This is a genomic window from Actinobacillus arthritidis, assembly GCF_029774155.1.
Classification (GTDB): Bacteria; Pseudomonadota; Gammaproteobacteria; order Enterobacterales; family Pasteurellaceae; genus Actinobacillus; species Actinobacillus arthritidis.
Genome location: NZ_CP103833.1, coordinates 839,996 through 855,935, shown reverse-complemented (window position 1 = coordinate 855,935; position 15,940 = coordinate 839,996). Strand labels below are relative to the sequence as shown.

10 protein-coding genes, 1 tRNA gene and 5 pseudogenes are annotated in these 15,940 nt (G+C 38.3%); 15 read left to right on the top strand and 1 reads right to left on the bottom strand.

Translation table 11 applies throughout. From position 1 onward, the window contains the following. Nucleotides 1-72 precede the first annotated feature (72 nt). The 15 genes and pseudogenes from NYR89_RS04025 (at nt 73) to yciH (ending at nt 15,276) form a co-directional block, all read left to right on the top strand. Nucleotides 73-2,211: a TonB-dependent siderophore receptor gene (locus NYR89_RS04025; protein ID WP_279446442.1), complete on the top strand. Its 2,139-nt coding sequence runs from the start codon at nt 73-75 to the stop codon at nt 2,209-2,211. A 95-nt stretch (nt 2,212-2,306) separates the two neighbouring features. Continuing rightward, nucleotides 2,307-4,091: an ABC transporter ATP-binding protein/permease gene (locus tag NYR89_RS04020; protein ID WP_279446441.1), complete on the top strand. Its 1,785-nt coding sequence runs from the start codon at nt 2,307-2,309 to the stop codon at nt 4,089-4,091. Between the two features lie 265 nt (nt 4,092-4,356). Next, a pseudogene (gene rpsB, locus NYR89_RS04015) lies at nt 4,357-5,074 on the top strand (30S ribosomal protein S2). 95 nt (nt 5,075-5,169) lie between these two features. Continuing rightward, nucleotides 5,170-6,022: pseudogene (gene tsf / locus NYR89_RS04010) on the top strand (translation elongation factor Ts). Between the two features lie 164 nt (nt 6,023-6,186). Further along, nucleotides 6,187-8,104 (top strand): annotated as a pseudogene (locus NYR89_RS04005) (DNA topoisomerase III). Between the two features lie 131 nt (nt 8,105-8,235). Next, nucleotides 8,236-8,562 (top strand): preprotein translocase subunit SecG, encoded by a 327-nt coding sequence (gene secG / locus NYR89_RS04000; protein WP_279446440.1) that lies wholly within the window; start codon nt 8,236-8,238, stop codon nt 8,560-8,562. Between the two features lie 15 nt (nt 8,563-8,577). After that, nucleotides 8,578-8,663 (top strand) — tRNA-Leu (locus tag NYR89_RS03995). Between the two features lie 123 nt (nt 8,664-8,786). Continuing rightward, nucleotides 8,787-9,819, top strand: a pseudogene (gene degS / locus NYR89_RS03990) (outer membrane-stress sensor serine endopeptidase DegS). A gap of 30 nt (nt 9,820-9,849) precedes the next feature. After that, the gene (gene cmk, locus NYR89_RS03985; RefSeq protein ID WP_279446439.1) at nt 9,850-10,524 is read left to right on the top strand and encodes a (d)CMP kinase; all 675 of its coding nucleotides are present in this window, start codon (nt 9,850-9,852) and stop codon (nt 10,522-10,524) included. A gap of 97 nt (nt 10,525-10,621) precedes the next feature. Beyond that, nucleotides 10,622-12,290: pseudogene (rpsA, locus tag NYR89_RS03980) on the top strand (30S ribosomal protein S1). A 65-nt stretch (nt 12,291-12,355) separates the two neighbouring features. Continuing rightward, a complete protein-coding gene (locus NYR89_RS03975) occupies nt 12,356-12,637 on the top strand; it encodes an integration host factor subunit beta (RefSeq protein WP_279446438.1) in 282 nt (93 codons plus the stop codon). 53 nt (nt 12,638-12,690) lie between these two features. Continuing rightward, complete coding sequence (locus tag NYR89_RS03970) at nt 12,691-12,984, top strand: LapA family protein (protein WP_279446436.1); 294 nt, start codon at nt 12,691-12,693, stop codon at nt 12,982-12,984. Continuing rightward, on the top strand, nt 12,984-14,168 hold the full coding sequence (lapB, locus tag NYR89_RS03965) for a lipopolysaccharide assembly protein LapB (protein ID WP_279446435.1): 1,185 nt from the start codon (nt 12,984-12,986) through the stop codon (nt 14,166-14,168). Before NYR89_RS03970 ends, lapB begins: the two co-directional genes overlap by 1 nt. 27 nt (nt 14,169-14,195) lie before the next feature. Beyond that, nucleotides 14,196-14,888 carry an orotidine-5'-phosphate decarboxylase gene (gene pyrF, locus NYR89_RS03960; RefSeq protein ID WP_279446434.1) on the top strand — a complete coding sequence of 231 codons (693 nt, stop codon included), beginning with the start codon at nt 14,196-14,198 and terminating at the stop codon, nt 14,886-14,888. Nucleotides 14,889-14,964: 76 nt separating this feature from the next. Then, the gene (gene yciH, locus NYR89_RS03955) at nt 14,965-15,276 is read left to right on the top strand and encodes a stress response translation initiation inhibitor YciH (RefSeq protein WP_279446433.1); all 312 of its coding nucleotides are present in this window, start codon (nt 14,965-14,967) and stop codon (nt 15,274-15,276) included. A gap of 58 nt (nt 15,277-15,334) precedes the next feature. On the opposite strand, the gene NYR89_RS03950 is transcribed toward yciH, so the two are convergent. Further along, entirely contained in the window at nt 15,335-15,940 is a 606-nt protein-coding gene (locus NYR89_RS03950; protein ID WP_279446432.1) for a TIGR04211 family SH3 domain-containing protein, read from the bottom strand.

Below are 15,940 nucleotides of genomic sequence, written 5' to 3'. Positions count from 1 at the left end.
GATAATGATTTTCAATAAATTAAATCTATTAATTTTTGTATTTCTTAATTAATTATTTTATGGAAGCGTCTTATGAAGTTTAAGCATAGCGTAATTTATACGGCATTATTTGTCTTACCGACAATGGCATTGGCAGAGGAAGCAACAACATTAGAGCATATTGATGTGACAGCCCAATTTGAAAAAGCAAAAGTCGCCGGTGATAAACAGAAAGAAATTGTGAATTTAAGTCTACTTGGTAGACAGACTGCGTTTACTTCGCCGATTTCAGTGGTGAATTATGATGAGAAAGCCTTTGAGGATAAAGCACCACGTAACGTAGTTGATGCCATTGCGAAAACCGATGCTTCAGTGATGAATTTTGGTGGCGAAAGTAATACGTTATCCGGTGTGTATGTACGTAATTTACAATTAGATATGCGTCAAGTGAGTGTTAATGGTTTAGCTGGTCTATATTCCGCTTATAACTCTCCTACAACAGCAGTTGCTTCGGCACAATTAATCAAAGGGGCTTCCACGGCAACTACCGGTATGGATCCGGAAGGTTCTGCCGGTGCTTCAATGAATATCGAAACTAAACGAGCAACTGATGAAGACATTAATAAAATAGGCTTCGGTTGGTATAGTAATAATCGTTTACAAGAAACCTTCGATTTCGGTCGCCGTTTTGGTGCGAATAACGAATGGGGTGTGCGTGTGAGCGGTAAATATCGTGACGGTAATACTGCACGTAACGATTACGATGAAATGAATAAAGAATTGGCAATCGGTGCTGATTACCAAGGCGAGAAATTACGGGTAGGCTTGGATTATATGTATAGTAAGCGTGATACTGATGGCGGGCGTGCTCGTCTGCAAGATCTACAAAATCTAGTTTATACCGTTCCGTCTGCCCCTAATGGTAAAACTAACTTAAATCCGCATTGGTTAGGACAGACTACCGAAGATGAAACGGTTATGGGGACATTTGAATATGATCTCCCTTACGGAATGATGTTATCGGGTGGTTTGGGTCATATGGAATCTCGCTATTCAGGTGCATTCGGACAGATTACCAAACCTGAACAAAACGGTGAGTTTGAAGTAAGCGGTATTCGTGGTATGGACTTCCGTTCTCGTACTACCAGCGGTAATTTGAAATTACAGGGTGATTTTGAAACAGGGGCAGTTTCACATAATTGGAATTTAGCCTTTGATTCAGTAGTACGTCAACGAGATCATGACCAAAGCAGTAAAACTAACGGAAGAATTAAAGGTGGTACAATCTATGCACCAAGCTTTGCACCGTTAAAAAACTTTGATTTAACTGCAAATACCCAAGGCGTGGATTCAAAACTGAGTGCCAATAGTCTTGCCTTTGCGGATACCTTAGGTTTGATTGAAAATAGTGTTCGTCTAACTTTAGGTGGTCGTTTTCAGTGGATTAAGCAACAGAATAAATCGGATAATACTGAAGTGAGAGCAGATCGTTTTAGCCCGATGGTAACACTTGCTTATGTGCTGAATCCGGATTTAGTGTTTTACGGTAACTATTTAGAAGATTTAGAACCGGGTAATGTTGATGCGGAAACCGGTGAAATGAATAGCCCGCGTGTCAGCAAGCAAATCGAGGTCGGCGTGCGTAAAAACTGGGATAATTGGCTTACTACGACACTAAGTGCTTATGAAATTCGCCGTCCGGGGATTATTCGTGGTAATAAAGAAACGTTAAAAGCACTTGCAGGAAAAGAACATGGAAAAGAACGTAATCGTGGGATTGAATTGAATACCTATGCAAGTTTGTTAAATAATACGTTACGTCCGTCATTAGGGTTAACTTATAACCAAGCGAAAGTCTTTGATTTCCCGACTTATTCCGATGTGATTACCGACGGCGTGCAAGTAACCAGCCCTCGTTGGATGGCAAAGGCGAATGTGGAATGGGATACGCCGTTTGTGGCTAACTTAACGTTAAATGCCGCACTACAATATTATGGTAAATCTTATCAGGATACGAAGGCGAATTATCGTTTGCCGTCCTATACCACAGTGGATTTCGGAGCAAAATATGTGGTGAAAGTCGCGGATAAACAGACGTTGACTTTACGGGCTGGAGTAGAAAATGCCTTTAATAAGCACTATTGGCAAGTACAACGTGGTCAATATGACCGCAGTTTTGCCGTGTTAGGTATGCCTCGTACTTACTGGGCTAATATGGAATATTCATTTTAAATAGCCATTTGGCAAGCGGTCGGATTTTGCAAAAAATTTGCCAATTCCGACCGCTTGTTTTTTTATTCGGAAACGTGATTTTTATATATTTTTACATGAATTGGCAAACAGAATTAAATAATAGTTTTTTATGGTTGATAAGTACACTTTGTTGCGTATCCATCGGACTTTTAGTGACGAGTTGGTTACTCAAACAAACTGAGTTCGGACACCGCTTTTGGCATATTACCCGACCATGTTGGCAAAAAAGTCACAAAGGCAAAACAATAGGCTTACTTTTATTGCTGATCTTTTTGATCTTACTGGAAGTACGTATCAGCGTCTTAAACACCTTTTTCTACAACGGGTTATATAAATCATTACAAGACAAAGAGATCGAAGCATTTTGGTTTTTTGCTGGCATTAATGCGTTGTTAGTTATCGTCAAGATTATTCATTCGATCATCAACTATTTCCTGACACAGTCGTTTGAAATTAAATGGTTGGAAAAACTGAATAGCGAAATGTTACATCGTTGGTTGCAGAATAAAAATTACTACCTTTTGCAGTATGAAAAGCATTTGCCAGATAATATTGATCAACGTATCGAACAGGACGCAACCGCTTTTGTTTCGGGAACGGTGGAAGTTACTCGAGGTGTGATTAATTCGATTGTTGCCACCATTGAGTTTACTATTATCTTATGGGGCTTGTCGGGACTATTGACGCTATTCGGTGTAGATATTCCAAAGGGCGTAGTGTTCTTTATTTATCTGTTTATTATTTTTGCGACTGTTTTATCGGTTTGGATTGGACGACCGCTGATTCGTTTAAATTTTAATAAAGAAAAATTACAAGGCGATTATCGTTATTCGTTAATTCGTGTACGGGATAATGCGGAAAGTATCGCCTTTTATTCGGGAGAATCTCGAGAACAGCGTAATTTAACCGCTAAATTCGATTATATCATTGCCAATCGTTGGAAGATTGTTCGCAAGATGTTGGGATTAGATGGTTTTAATACCGGTGTCACACAAGTAGCAATGATTTTACCTTTGATGTTACAAGCTCCTCGTTTTTTTGCCGGACAAGCAACTTTAGGCGATATGCATCAAACGGTACAATCATTTAATCGCTTGATGCGTGCATTGTCGTTTTTTCGCTTGTTTTATGAAGAGTTTACGCTATATCAAGCCCGTTTAAACCGTTTATACGGATTTTTCACGACGCTTAATAAACTTGATCGGATGCCGATACATATTCCTTATCCTTGTTCTCGAGGATTTGTCTTGAAGGATTTCGGTATTAAAGATGCAAGCGGTCAAATTTTGCTGAAAAATATCAATATAGAACTACATACTGGTGATTCATTACTGATTCAGGGGGCTTCCGGTACGGGTAAAACTACGTTATTAAAGGCATTGGCAGGAATTTACCCGTTTGAAACGTTTGGTGTGGCGGAGCGTGCTTGTTTAGAACAACCGTTATTCTTGCCACAACGTCCTTATGTACCGCAAGGCAGTTTACGTGATGCAATCTGTTATCCGAGTTTATCCGTGACTGACGAACAGCTAAAAGCGACAATGCAAGAGTGTTGTCTAGATAAATATATGGATTCACTCGATTTTGATACCGATTGGCAAGCCACGCTTTCGCCGGGCGAATTACAACGTATTGCTTTTGTACGGATTTTGTTGGCAAAACCGGAATTGATTTTCTTGGATGAAACCACCTCGGCATTAGACGAACCAACTGAAGCGATCTTATATCGAACAATTCGAAACCGATTGCCGAACAGCATTATTATTAGTGTGGGACATCGTTGTACCTTACAGCAATTTCATAATAAACAAATCAATTTAAGCGAGCGAGAAAGTTATTGTTGTATGGGCTGTTGTTAAATAACAAGCGGTCAACCTTATTGCCATTTTTGTAAAAAATTACTGGCAATTTTGTTTGTTTTTTGGCATAATTCGCCCCGTTTTTTGTCTGAATAATTTTGGGCGAGAAACATTCACATTTATTTTTTAACACTAAAACACACACATATCAAAAGCTAATGATTGGGGTGCTACGTAAGTGGTTGATTTATTAGGATATGTGGAGGCTAAACCCCGCTTTGTCTTGCATAAGTGACAAAGCAAACAACATTTAAGGAAAATTCTTATGGCACAAGTTTCTATGCGCGATATGCTTAACGCGGGCGTTCACTATGGTCACCAAACTCGTTACTGGAACCCAAAAATGAAACCATTCATTTTCGGTGCGCGTAACGGTGTTCACGTAATCAACTTAGAAAAAACTTTACCTTTATTCAACGAAGCTTTAGCAGAATTAACTCGCATTTCAAGCAACAATGGTAAAATTTTATTCGTTGGTACAAAACGTGCGACGTCTGAAGCAGTTAAAGCGGCAGCAGTAGATTGCCAACAATTCTACGTAAACCATCGTTGGTTAGGTGGTATGTTGACTAACTGGAAAACAGTACGTCAATCAATCAAACGTTTAAAAGATTTAGAAGCTCAAACTCAAGACGGTACTTTTGACAAAATCACTAAAAAAGAAGCGTTAATGCGTACTCGTGAGTTAGAAAAATTAGAGTTAAGCTTAGGCGGTATCAAAGATATGGCTGGTCTTCCGGATGCAATTTTCGTCATCGGTGCTGACCACGAGCATATCGCAATCAAAGAAGCAAACAACTTAGGTATTCCAGTATTTGCTATCGTTGATACAAACTCTACACCAGACGGTGTTAACTACATCATCCCGGGTAACGATGACGCAACACGTGCAATCCAACTTTACTTAGATGCAAGATCAGCAAGCAGTTAAAGAAGGTCGTGGTTCAAACGTTGAAGCTGAGTTAGAAGCAACAGCTGAATAATCGTTATTAAGGCATAGCCCTTAAATCACTTTGGAGCAGGGGCGATTTTTATCCCCCTGCTTTTCTTATCTAATTCAACCTTAGAGGAATACAAAATGGCTGAAATCACAGCATCACTCGTAAAAGAACTTCGTGAACGTACTGGCGCAGGTATGATGGAATGTAAAAAAGCGTTAGTTGAAGCAAACGGTGATATCGAATTAGCAATCGACAACATGCGTAAATCTGGTCAAGCTAAAGCGGCTAAAAAAGCAGGTCGTGTAGCGGCAGAAGGCGTTATTTTAGCACGTATCGGTGCAGGCTTCGGTGTATTAGTAGAAATGAACTGTGAAACTGACTTCGTAGCAAAAGATGCAGGTTTCTTAGGTTTAGCAAACGAAGTTGCTGATTTCGCATTAGCAAACAAAGATACAACGATTGAAACATTAGCAAGACAATTTGAAGAAAAACGTGCGACATTAGTGGCTAAAATCGGTGAAAACATGAACATTCGTCGTGTTCAATACTTAGATGGTCAAGTTATCGCTCAATACTTACACGGTGCAAAAATCGGTGTGTTAGTAGCAGGTGAAGGTTCAGAGGAAGAATTGAAAAAAGTTGCAATGCACGTTGCGAAAAAGTCGCCCTGAATTTGTAAACCCTGAAGATGTTTCAGCAGAAGTTGTTGAACATGAACGTCAAATCCAAATCGACATTGCAATCAACTCTGGTAAACCAAAAGAAATCGCAGAGAAAATGGTTGAAGGTCGTATGAAGAAATTCACTGGTGAAGTTTCATTAACAGGTCAAGCATTTGTAATGGATCCTTCACAATCAGTAGGCGACTACTTAAAATCTGTCAATACTAAAGTAACTAACTTCATTCGTTTAGAAGTTGGTGAAGGTATCGAGAAAGTTGAAGAAGATTTCGCGACAGAAGTTGCTAAAATCACTGGCGGTAACGCGTAATTATTCAATCTAATTGAGTATATTGATCTTCAAAGGCTGAATCTGGTAAATATCGGATTCAGCCTTTTTAGTTTGTTTAGCATCAAAAATGAATATTGCTTTTTATTGAGAAACATCCGACAATTTTTAGCAAGATAAGCAGAATTATATTAGGAATAATCGCATTGAGAGTATTTTTAGCGGAAAAACCAAGTTTAGCGAGAGCAATTGCAGATGTATTACCTAAACCTCATACTCGAGGAGAGGGGTATATCCAATGCGGTGAACATGATGTGGTCACTTGGTGTATCGGTCATTTATTGGAACAAGCAGAGCCGGATGTTTATGATGAACGTTTTAAAATGTGGCGTATGGAACATTTGCCGATTATTCCACAACAATGGCAGTTAGTGCCTAAAAAAGAGACATTAAAGCAACTGAAAGCGGTCGAAAAATTAGTAAAAAAAGCGGATGTATTGGTCAATGCTGGTGACCCGGACAGAGAGGGACAGCTACTCGTTGATGAAGTGTTCAGTTATCTAAATGTGCCGGCAGAAAAGCGTAATCAGATTCAGCGTTGTTTAGTGAGCGATCTCAATCCGAGTGCAGTCAAAAAGGCGATTGATAAATTGCAAAATAATCGTGATTTTATACCGCTTGCCACCTCGGCATTAGCACGTGCAAGGGCAGATTGGTTATATGGCATTAATATGACACGTGCTTATACCTTACAAGGACGTTGGGCAGGCTATCAAGGTGTATTATCAGTAGGGCGTGTGCAAACTCCTGTGTTAGGCTTAATTGTACGCCGAGATTTGGAAATTGAACATTTCGTACCGAAAGACTATTTTGAAGTATTAGCGCATATTGTGGTGCCAGAAACTCAAGAACGCTTTACCGCACAATGGCAACCGAGTAAGGCGTGCGAAGATTATCAAGATGAAGACGGTCGTGTGTTATCCAGAAGTTTGGCGGAAAATGTGGTTAAACGCATTACCGACCAAGCAAGCATTGGTCACGGACTATCAAGATAAAATTGAAACCGAAACCGCACCGCTACCTTATTCATTATCGGTGTTACAAATTGATGCGGCACGTCGTTACGGTTTGTCGGCACAGGCAGTGTTGGATATTTGTCAGAAGCTATACGAAACGCATAAGTTAATTACTTATCCCCGTTCGGATAACCGTTATTTACCGAATGAGCATTATGCTGATCGTTTTAAAGTGATGGCGGCAATCGCTCATCACCTAGATGAATATAAAGAAAAGCCTGAGGTGGTTAATCCGGAAATTCGTAATCGCTGTTGGAATGATAAAAAGGTGGAAGCGCACCACGCCATTATTCCAACTGCTCGCCAAGGTTCGATACAACTAACTGAAAACGAAAAGCGTATTTATCAACTGATTGCTCGCCAATACTTAATGCAATTTTGTCCGGATGCGGAATATCGCAAAGGTAAAATCGTATTGGATATCGTCGGTGGCGTTTTTAATGCGCAAGCTCGAAACTTGATTGTTGCCGGTTGGAAAGCATTACTAGGTAAAGAAGACAGTGATGAAGTGTTAGAACCGTTGTTACCGGTTGTGAAGAAAGGGCGACAGTTATATTGTGAACAGGGAGAGATTGTTAGTAAGAAAACCCAGCCTCCTCGTCATTTTACCGATGCAAGTTTATTGTCTGCAATGACTGGTATTGCGCGTTTTGTGCAAGATAAACAGCTTAAAAAGGTATTGCGTGAAACAGATGGTTTAGGGACAGAAGCAACGCGTGCCGGTATTATAGAATTGTTATTCAAACGAGGATTTTTAGTTAAAAAAGGACGGAATATCCATAGCACGGAAGCAGGACGGATTTTAATTAGTGCATTGCCGGATGAAGCGACTCAGCCAGATATGACTGCACATTGGGAAATGCAATTAACGGACATTAGTAAAAAACAAGCGAGTTATCAGCAATTTATGGCTACTTTAACTAGTAAGTTACCGGAATTATTGCATACAGATAGGCAGAACTTACAGAATTTAAGTCAAATTCAACCACCTGTATCCTATCGTAAGCGGTCAAGTTTTAAGAAAAATTCACAAGTTGCTGAAAAATAAGGCAAATGCCTAATTGAAATAAAAAAATAGCTTGCAAGGCGAATGTGAAATCTATATTATGCACGCCATCGCAAGTAGATTTTAATTGTAAAATCTGAAATTTATCGCGGACAAAATAATAGAGAGTTTAAATGTTAAACGTACTAACAATTATTTATCTCGTTGTTGCAATTGCATTAATTGGTTTTGTTTTAATGCAACAAGGTAAAGGAGCTGATGCAGGTGCCTCATTTGGTGGCGGTGCGTCAGGAACCGTATTCGGTTCAGCTGGTTCAGCTAATTTCTTATCAAGAACAACAGCGGTTTTAGCCATTATCTTTTTTGGTATTAGCTTACTTATCGGCAATTTAAATTCGCATCAAGTAGCACCAAAAAGTCAGTTTGAAGATTTAAGTGGCGTTCAACAAAAAGTTGAACAACCAAAAACAGAAAACCAAAATAACGATATTCCTCAATAATTTTGGAAAGATTAAGCTCTGGTGGTGGAATTGGTAGACACGCTATCTTGAGGGGGTAGTGTCCATAGGATGTGCGAGTTCGAGTCTCGCCCAGAGCACCAATTATATAAAAGGCGATTTTCCCTCAGGAAATCGCCTTTTTCGTTATATGCAGTTTTAATAAGTTAATCTATCTCTTTGAGTCATTATTTTCAGAATCTGTAAGAAATTATAAGGAACATAATATGCTAAAGAAGATCATACAAGCGGTTATATTTGGCTTATTTTGTGCATTTCTGATTCTTGTGGTCGCACCTTTAGTTCGCTCACCTTTTATTGTAAAAGCCTATAATTCCAATAATATCCTAAGTTATCATGAAGCGGTCAGATTAGCTTCTCCTGCTGTTGTGAATGTTTATAATGAGTCAATTAATCAATCTGGAGATTCCCTTGAAATAAAAAATCTTGGTTCAGGGGTGATAATGACAGAAAATGGTTATATTCTGACAAATAAGCATGTTATTCAGAATGCGACACAAATTACAGTAGCACTACAAACAGGTCAAATTTTTGATGCTAAATTGGTGGGAGATGACACATTGACCGATTTGGCAGTGTTAAAAATAGAAGCTGAACATTTACCAACGATTCCTCAAAATAATAACCGTCCGGTTCGTGTCGGTGATATTGTGCTTGCAATCGGTAATCCGCTTAATTTAGGACAAAGTATTACACAAGGCATTATCAGTGCAACAGGACGAAATGCCTTAACAGACGGCGGTACGCCAAAATTTTATTCAGACTGATGCATCAATCAATAAAGGTAATTCTGGTGGGGCATTAGTTAATACAGCAGGCGAATTGGTCGGTATTAATACGTTAAGTTTAGGGAAAACCAGTGATGAATTGGCAGAAGGATTAAATTTCTCAATTCCTATCAATTTAGCGAAACAAATTATGGAAAAGATTATTAAAGATGGACGCGTAATTCGAGGATATTTTGGCGTAAACAGTTCCTTATACTCTTCTTTGTCTGATGATAATGAACAGAAAGGTGTTTTAATTACAGGTATTGCTGTTAATGGGCCTGTTGCACGAGCAGGAATTGAAGAGGGGGACCGGATATTAGCAGTAGGTTCGGTTGAGGCTGTATCTCCAACCCAAATGATGGATGTTTTAGCAAATATTAAGCCGGGAACAAAAGTGAAGGTTCAAGTTTTACGTAATGGCAAAGTCTTTACAGTTAATGTCATTATTGGAGAATTTCCGGAGTTATAAATTTAGAATAAATAAAGTTTAAGGTGTTTTATGAGTAATTTTGTGATTACGGTGGATGGCCCAAGTGGTGCGGGCAAAGGGACATTATGTCATGCTTTAGCGGAAAAATTAGGTTTTGATTTTTTGGATTCCGGTGCAATTTATCGTATTACGGCTTTGGCGACGATTAAATTAGGCGTTGCGTTAGATGATGAAGCTAAATTAGCAGATGTTGGTCGTCATTTAGATGTGAAGTTTGTACCTGAAAATGGTGAAATTAATGTTATCCTAAATGGGGAAAATGTTGGTGATCAGATTCGTACCGCAGAAGCAGGGCAAAATGCTTCAAAAGTAGCTGTTTTCCCTAAGGTGAGAGAAGCATTACTACAACGCCAAAGAGATTTTAGTTCGTCTAAAGGTCTTATCGCCGATGGGCGTGATATGGGAACAGTTGTCTTTCCTGATGCACAAGTAAAATTATTTCTTGACGCTAGTGCTGAAGAACGTACAAAAAGACGTGTAAAACAGTTGCAAGATAAAGGATTTAATGCTAACTTTGACGAGATTTTAGCCGAGATTAAAGAACGTGATTTTCGAGATAGAAATCGGGCTGTTGCGCCGTTAGTTCCGGCTAAAGATGCGTTATTGTTAGACTCGACTAATATGTCGATTGAAGAGGTAATTGCTCAAGCATTAGAGCATGTTGCTAAATTCAGAACAATTTAATTTTGTTTTGCTGAACACAGGATGTGTTTAGTAATTATTACTAACCCCGTTTGACAGGATGTTGGATGGATGTTCATTTTTATTTAAGAAGAAAATTATGTCAGAATTATCGTTTGCTCAACTACTAGAAGAATCTTTTGTCGCAACTCCGCGTTTAGGTGATGTGGTTAAAGGAACTGTTGTTGCTATTCAAAAAGGTTATGTAATTGTTGATACAGGTTTCAAATCTGAATCATCAATCCCTGCTGAAGAATTTATGAACGCTCAAGGTGAATTAGAAGTTCAAGTTGGCGATCAAGTAGATGTTGTTCTTAAAGCAGTTGAAGACGGCTTTGGTGAAACAGTTGTTTCTCGTGGTGATGCAAAACGTAACGAAGCTTGGATTGCTTTAGAAAAAGCATTCGAAGAACAAGCTACAGTTATCGGTTTCGTTAACGGTAAAGTAAAAGGCGGTTTCACTGTTGAATTAAACGGTGTTCGTGCATTCTTACCTGGTTCATTAGTTGATACTCGTCCAGTTCGCGATTCGTTAAACCTAGAAGGTAAAGAATTAGAATTTAAAGTTATCAAACTTGACCAAAAACGTAATAACGTAGTTGTTTCTCGTCGTGCGGTAATTGAATCTGAAAGCAACCAAGATCGTGATGAAGTATTAGCGAACTTAGTTGAAGGTTCAGTTGTAACTGGTACGGTTAAAAACTTAACTGATTACGGTGCATTCGTTGATTTAGGTGGTGTTGACGGTTTATTACATATCACAGATATGGCATGGAAACGTGTTAAACATCCAAGTGAAGTAGTTGCTGTAGGTCAAGAAGTAACTGTTAAAGTCCTTAAATTTGATAAAGAGAAAACTCGTGTATCATTAGGCTTAAAACAATTAGGTCAAGATCCATGGGTCGCAATTGCTCAAAACCACCCTGTAAATAGCAAATTAACCGGTAAAGTAACTAACTTAACAGACTACGGTTGTTTCGTTGAAATTTTAGACGGTGTTGAAGGTTTAGTTCACGTTTCAGAAATGGATTGGACAAACAAAAACATTCATCCATCTAAAGTTGTTAGCGTAGGTGATGTAGTTGAAGTAATGGTGCTTGAAGTTGATGAAGAACGTCGTCGTATCTCATTAGGTTTAAAACAATGTAAAGCAAATCCTTGGGAACACTTCGCAACAACTCACAATAAAAACGATAAAGTGACAGGTAAAATCAAATCTATCACTGATTTCGGTATCTTCATCGGTCTTGAAGGTGGTATCGATGGTTTAGTTCACTTATCTGACATTTCTTGGAATGTGACAGGTGAAGAAGCTGTTCGTAACTACAAAAAAGGTGACGAAGTAGAAGCTGTTGTATTGCAAGTTGATGCAGTTAAAGAGCGTATTTCTTTAGGTATCAAACAATTAGAATCTGATCCGTTTACTAACTTCGTAGAAAGCACTAAAAAAGGTGCAATCTTAACGGGTAAAGTTGTAGAAGTTGATGCTAAAGGCGTTAAAGTTGAGTTAGAAGGTGGCGTTGAAGCGTTTATCCGTGCTAACGAAGCAACTCGTGATCGTGTTGAAGATATTACATCTGTTATTTCTGTTGGTGATGCAATCGAAGCAAAATATACAGGTGTAGATCGTAAAGCACGTATTGTAAACTTATCTGTGCGTGCAAAAGATGAAGCTGAAGAATCAGCAAGCAATCGCACAAGTAAACAAAGAAGATGTTGCAATTCCAAACGCTATGGCAGAAGCTTTCAAAGCGACTAAAGGCGAATAATTAGAGTCTTCTTATTAAGCGGGTATGCAAGAGCATATCCGCTTTAATTGATAATGGAGGAAATTATGACTAAATCTGAGCTTATTGACAATTTAGTATCACTTAATCCGTCTTTGCAGATTAAATCAGTAGAAGATGGTGTTAAAGAACTGTTAGAACAAATTATGTTGTCTTTAGAACAAGGTGATCGTGTAGAAGTAAGAGGATTCGGTAGCTTTTCTTTGCATTATCGTCAGCCTCGAGTTGGGCGTAATCCTAAGACAGGTGAGAGTGTAAAGTTGGACGCAAAATATGTTCCGCATTTTAAAGCCGGAAAAGATTTAAAAGAGCGTGTTGACTTAGTATAGAATTTAATAAAGCGACACATTGTGTCGTTTTTTATTAACTCGGGAGAATAGCGATGAAATATATTTTTGGTATCTTAATTACTATTGCAGTGGTGATTGTTGCAATTACTATTGGTGCAAATAACGATCAATTAATAACATTCAATTATGTCATTGCACAAAGCGAACTGCGTTTATCCACACTCGTTGCTATTTTATTCGGATTCGGTCTCATTTTAGGCTGGTTAATTACAGGTATATTTTATTTACGCCTTAAATGGCAAAACATTGCTCTAAATCGCCGTGTGAAACGCCAAGCTCAGCAAATTTCTGAGTTAACGACTACGTCATCGCCAAAGGCTGAGTAATGTTAGAATTACTGTTCCTTTTGCTACCAATTGCGACCCTCTATGGTTGGTATATGGGGCAACGTAGTGCTAAAAAGGATCAAGACACAATCAATAATAAATTTTCCCGTGATTATGTCACGGGACTAAATTTCCTTTTATCCAATCAACAAGAAAAAGCAGTCGATCTTTTTCTGTCTATGCTACAGAAACAAGAGTCTGAGAATCAAATAGCGACAGAATCTCAATTTGAAGCAGAGTTAACCTTAGGTAACTTATTTCGTTCTCGAGGTGAGGTTGATAGAGCATTACGTATTCATCAGGCTTTAGATATTAGTCCTCATTATTCTATAGAACAAAAATTATTAGCTAAACAACAACTTGCTAAAGATTTTATGGCGGCAGGTTTTTATGATCGTGCAGAAAATTATTACATTTTATTACTTGATGAGCCTGAATTTGCAGTTAATTCGTTAACTCAGTTGATGATTATTTATCAAAAGACTAAAGAGTGGAAAAAAGCGATTAATGTGGCAGAAAAATTACTACGGATAGAACCAGCTACGGATAGGATTCCGCTTTCGCATTGTTATTGTGAATATGCCCAAATGATAAAGAATGACGATATTAGTGGGCATTTGGAGGCTTTGCATAAGGCATTAGAATATTCTCCTTTATGTGCTAGAGCGTCTATTTTATTAGGCGATTATTATTTAGAACAATATCAATTCCAAAATGCGTTAACTCATTTTGAGAATGTTTTACAGCAAGATCCGGATTTTATTGGTGAAGTTATATATAAAATAAAAGCCTGTTATATAGCCTTAGATGACCCGGTAAATTATGAGTTATTTCTTATAAAGGCTAATCAGATTAAGCATAATAGTAGTATTGATTTAGCACTAACCGAATATATTGAGCAGAAAGACGGGAAGGTGGCGACTCATACGAAGCTATATCAACAGCTTAGTCAATATCCGAGTATGATAACATTTCATCGTTTTATTCAATATCAGGTGGATGAGGCAGAAGAAGGTCGAGGCAAAGACAGCTTAGTATTATTGTACAATATGGTCGGTTCTCGTTTGAAGAAAGGTTTTCAGTATCGTTGCTTAAATTGTGGTTATCAAAGCTACCGATTAAATTGGTATTGTCCATCATGCCGTCACTGGGAACAGATTAAGCCGATACACAGCATCGATTAATTAATAAACTAAAATTGAGGAGTCCTTATGGATAATAAAGTTATTGTTGCTTTAGACTACGAAACGGAATATGAAGCACTAAGTTTTGTAGATCAAGTTGATCCGTCACTTTGTCGAGTAAAAGTGGGCAAAGAGATGTTTACAACATTAGGCACAAATTTTGTTAAACAATTGCATGAACGTAAATTTGATGTTTTCCTTGATTTAAAATATCACGATATTCCGAATACTGTAGCACGAGCAGTCCGTTCAGCAACAGATTTAGGTGTATGGATGGTAGATCTTCATGCTTCTGGTGGTTTAACAATGATGGAAGCGGCGAAAAAAATTCTTGAGCCATATGGCAAAGATGCTCCTTTATTGATTGCAGTGACCGTACTAACGAGTATGGAAGATTTGGATTTACTACAAATTGGAATTAATGCGTCACCGATGGAACAGGTTATTCGTTTAGCTCATTTAGCTCAACGAGCTGGTTTAGATGGTGTAGTATGCTCACCACAGGAAGTGGAAGTGCTTCGTACGCATTGTGGTAAAGACTTTAAATTAGTCACACCGGGTATTCGTCCGGAAGGTTCGGATTTTGGTGATCAACGCCGTGTAATGACACCAAAACAAGCGATTACAACAGGATCTGATTTCTTAGTAATTGGTCGTCCGATTACTCAGGCTCAAGATCCGCTAGCAGTGTTAAAATCAATTAATGACTCTATTCGTTAATTAAATAAGAAATATATAAGGTGGGTAGTTATCCCACCTTTTTCATTTAAGCGGTTAATTTTTAAGGTTTTTTGTAATGACATTAGTATATTCAACAGAAACGGGCAGAATTGTTCCGGAGAAAGTAAAGACAGAGCGCCCGAAGGGGGATGGTATTGTCAGAATACAACGCCAAACAAGTGGTAGAAAAGGGAAAGGTGTTTGTGTAATTGGTGGCTTAGATCTAGATGATACCGAATTAAAATTACTGGCGACTGAATTAAAGAAACGTAGTGGAGTAGGCGGTTCAATAAAAGATGGGATGATTGAAATTCAAGGAGACAATCGAGAATTACTGAAACAAATTTTGGAACAAAAAGGCTATAAAGTAAAATTAGCTGGAGGATAGATATATAAGCGGTCAAATTTGTTGAAAATCTAGCAAAAGTGACCGCTTTATTATTAGCTTAAGACCAACCGCTACTTCTTTTACGGCGAGGAAGAATAAAAGGAATCAGTAAGCCAAGAATTAAGCCTGTCGCCAGTACGGAACCACCGTAAATAAACCACTGAATCACAATTTCACGTTTTTCTGAATCATGCATTGTTTCTAAATCACGGTTTTTATTCTTTAGGATTTCAAGTTCACGCTTTAATTGAGCGTTTTGATCAAGTAATTGGCTACTTTGCTGTTCTGCCTGTTGGCTACGGCGTTGCATTTCAACAGTACGTTGTTGCCAATCGGCATCAATTTTGCCTAATTTTGTACTTAAATCTTGAACTTGTTGCTGTAATTGAGGAATAAGATCTTTAGGACTAGCGGTTTGAGAAACTTCTGTTGCGAGAACCCAACCCTCACGATTTCTGCTATCACGAATAAGTACGAAGCGATCTTTACGATCAAGCACCGTAATTTTTTCTCCGGCTTGAATTGCACCGGAAATTTTATATTGATCGCCTGCTCCTTTACGCATATAAGTACTAAGGTTTTCGGTAATATAGTCTGCAGAAAATGCAGGTAAACTTGAGCCAAGTAATAAACAAACGAATAGAGCTGACTTTCGTTTTAGCAT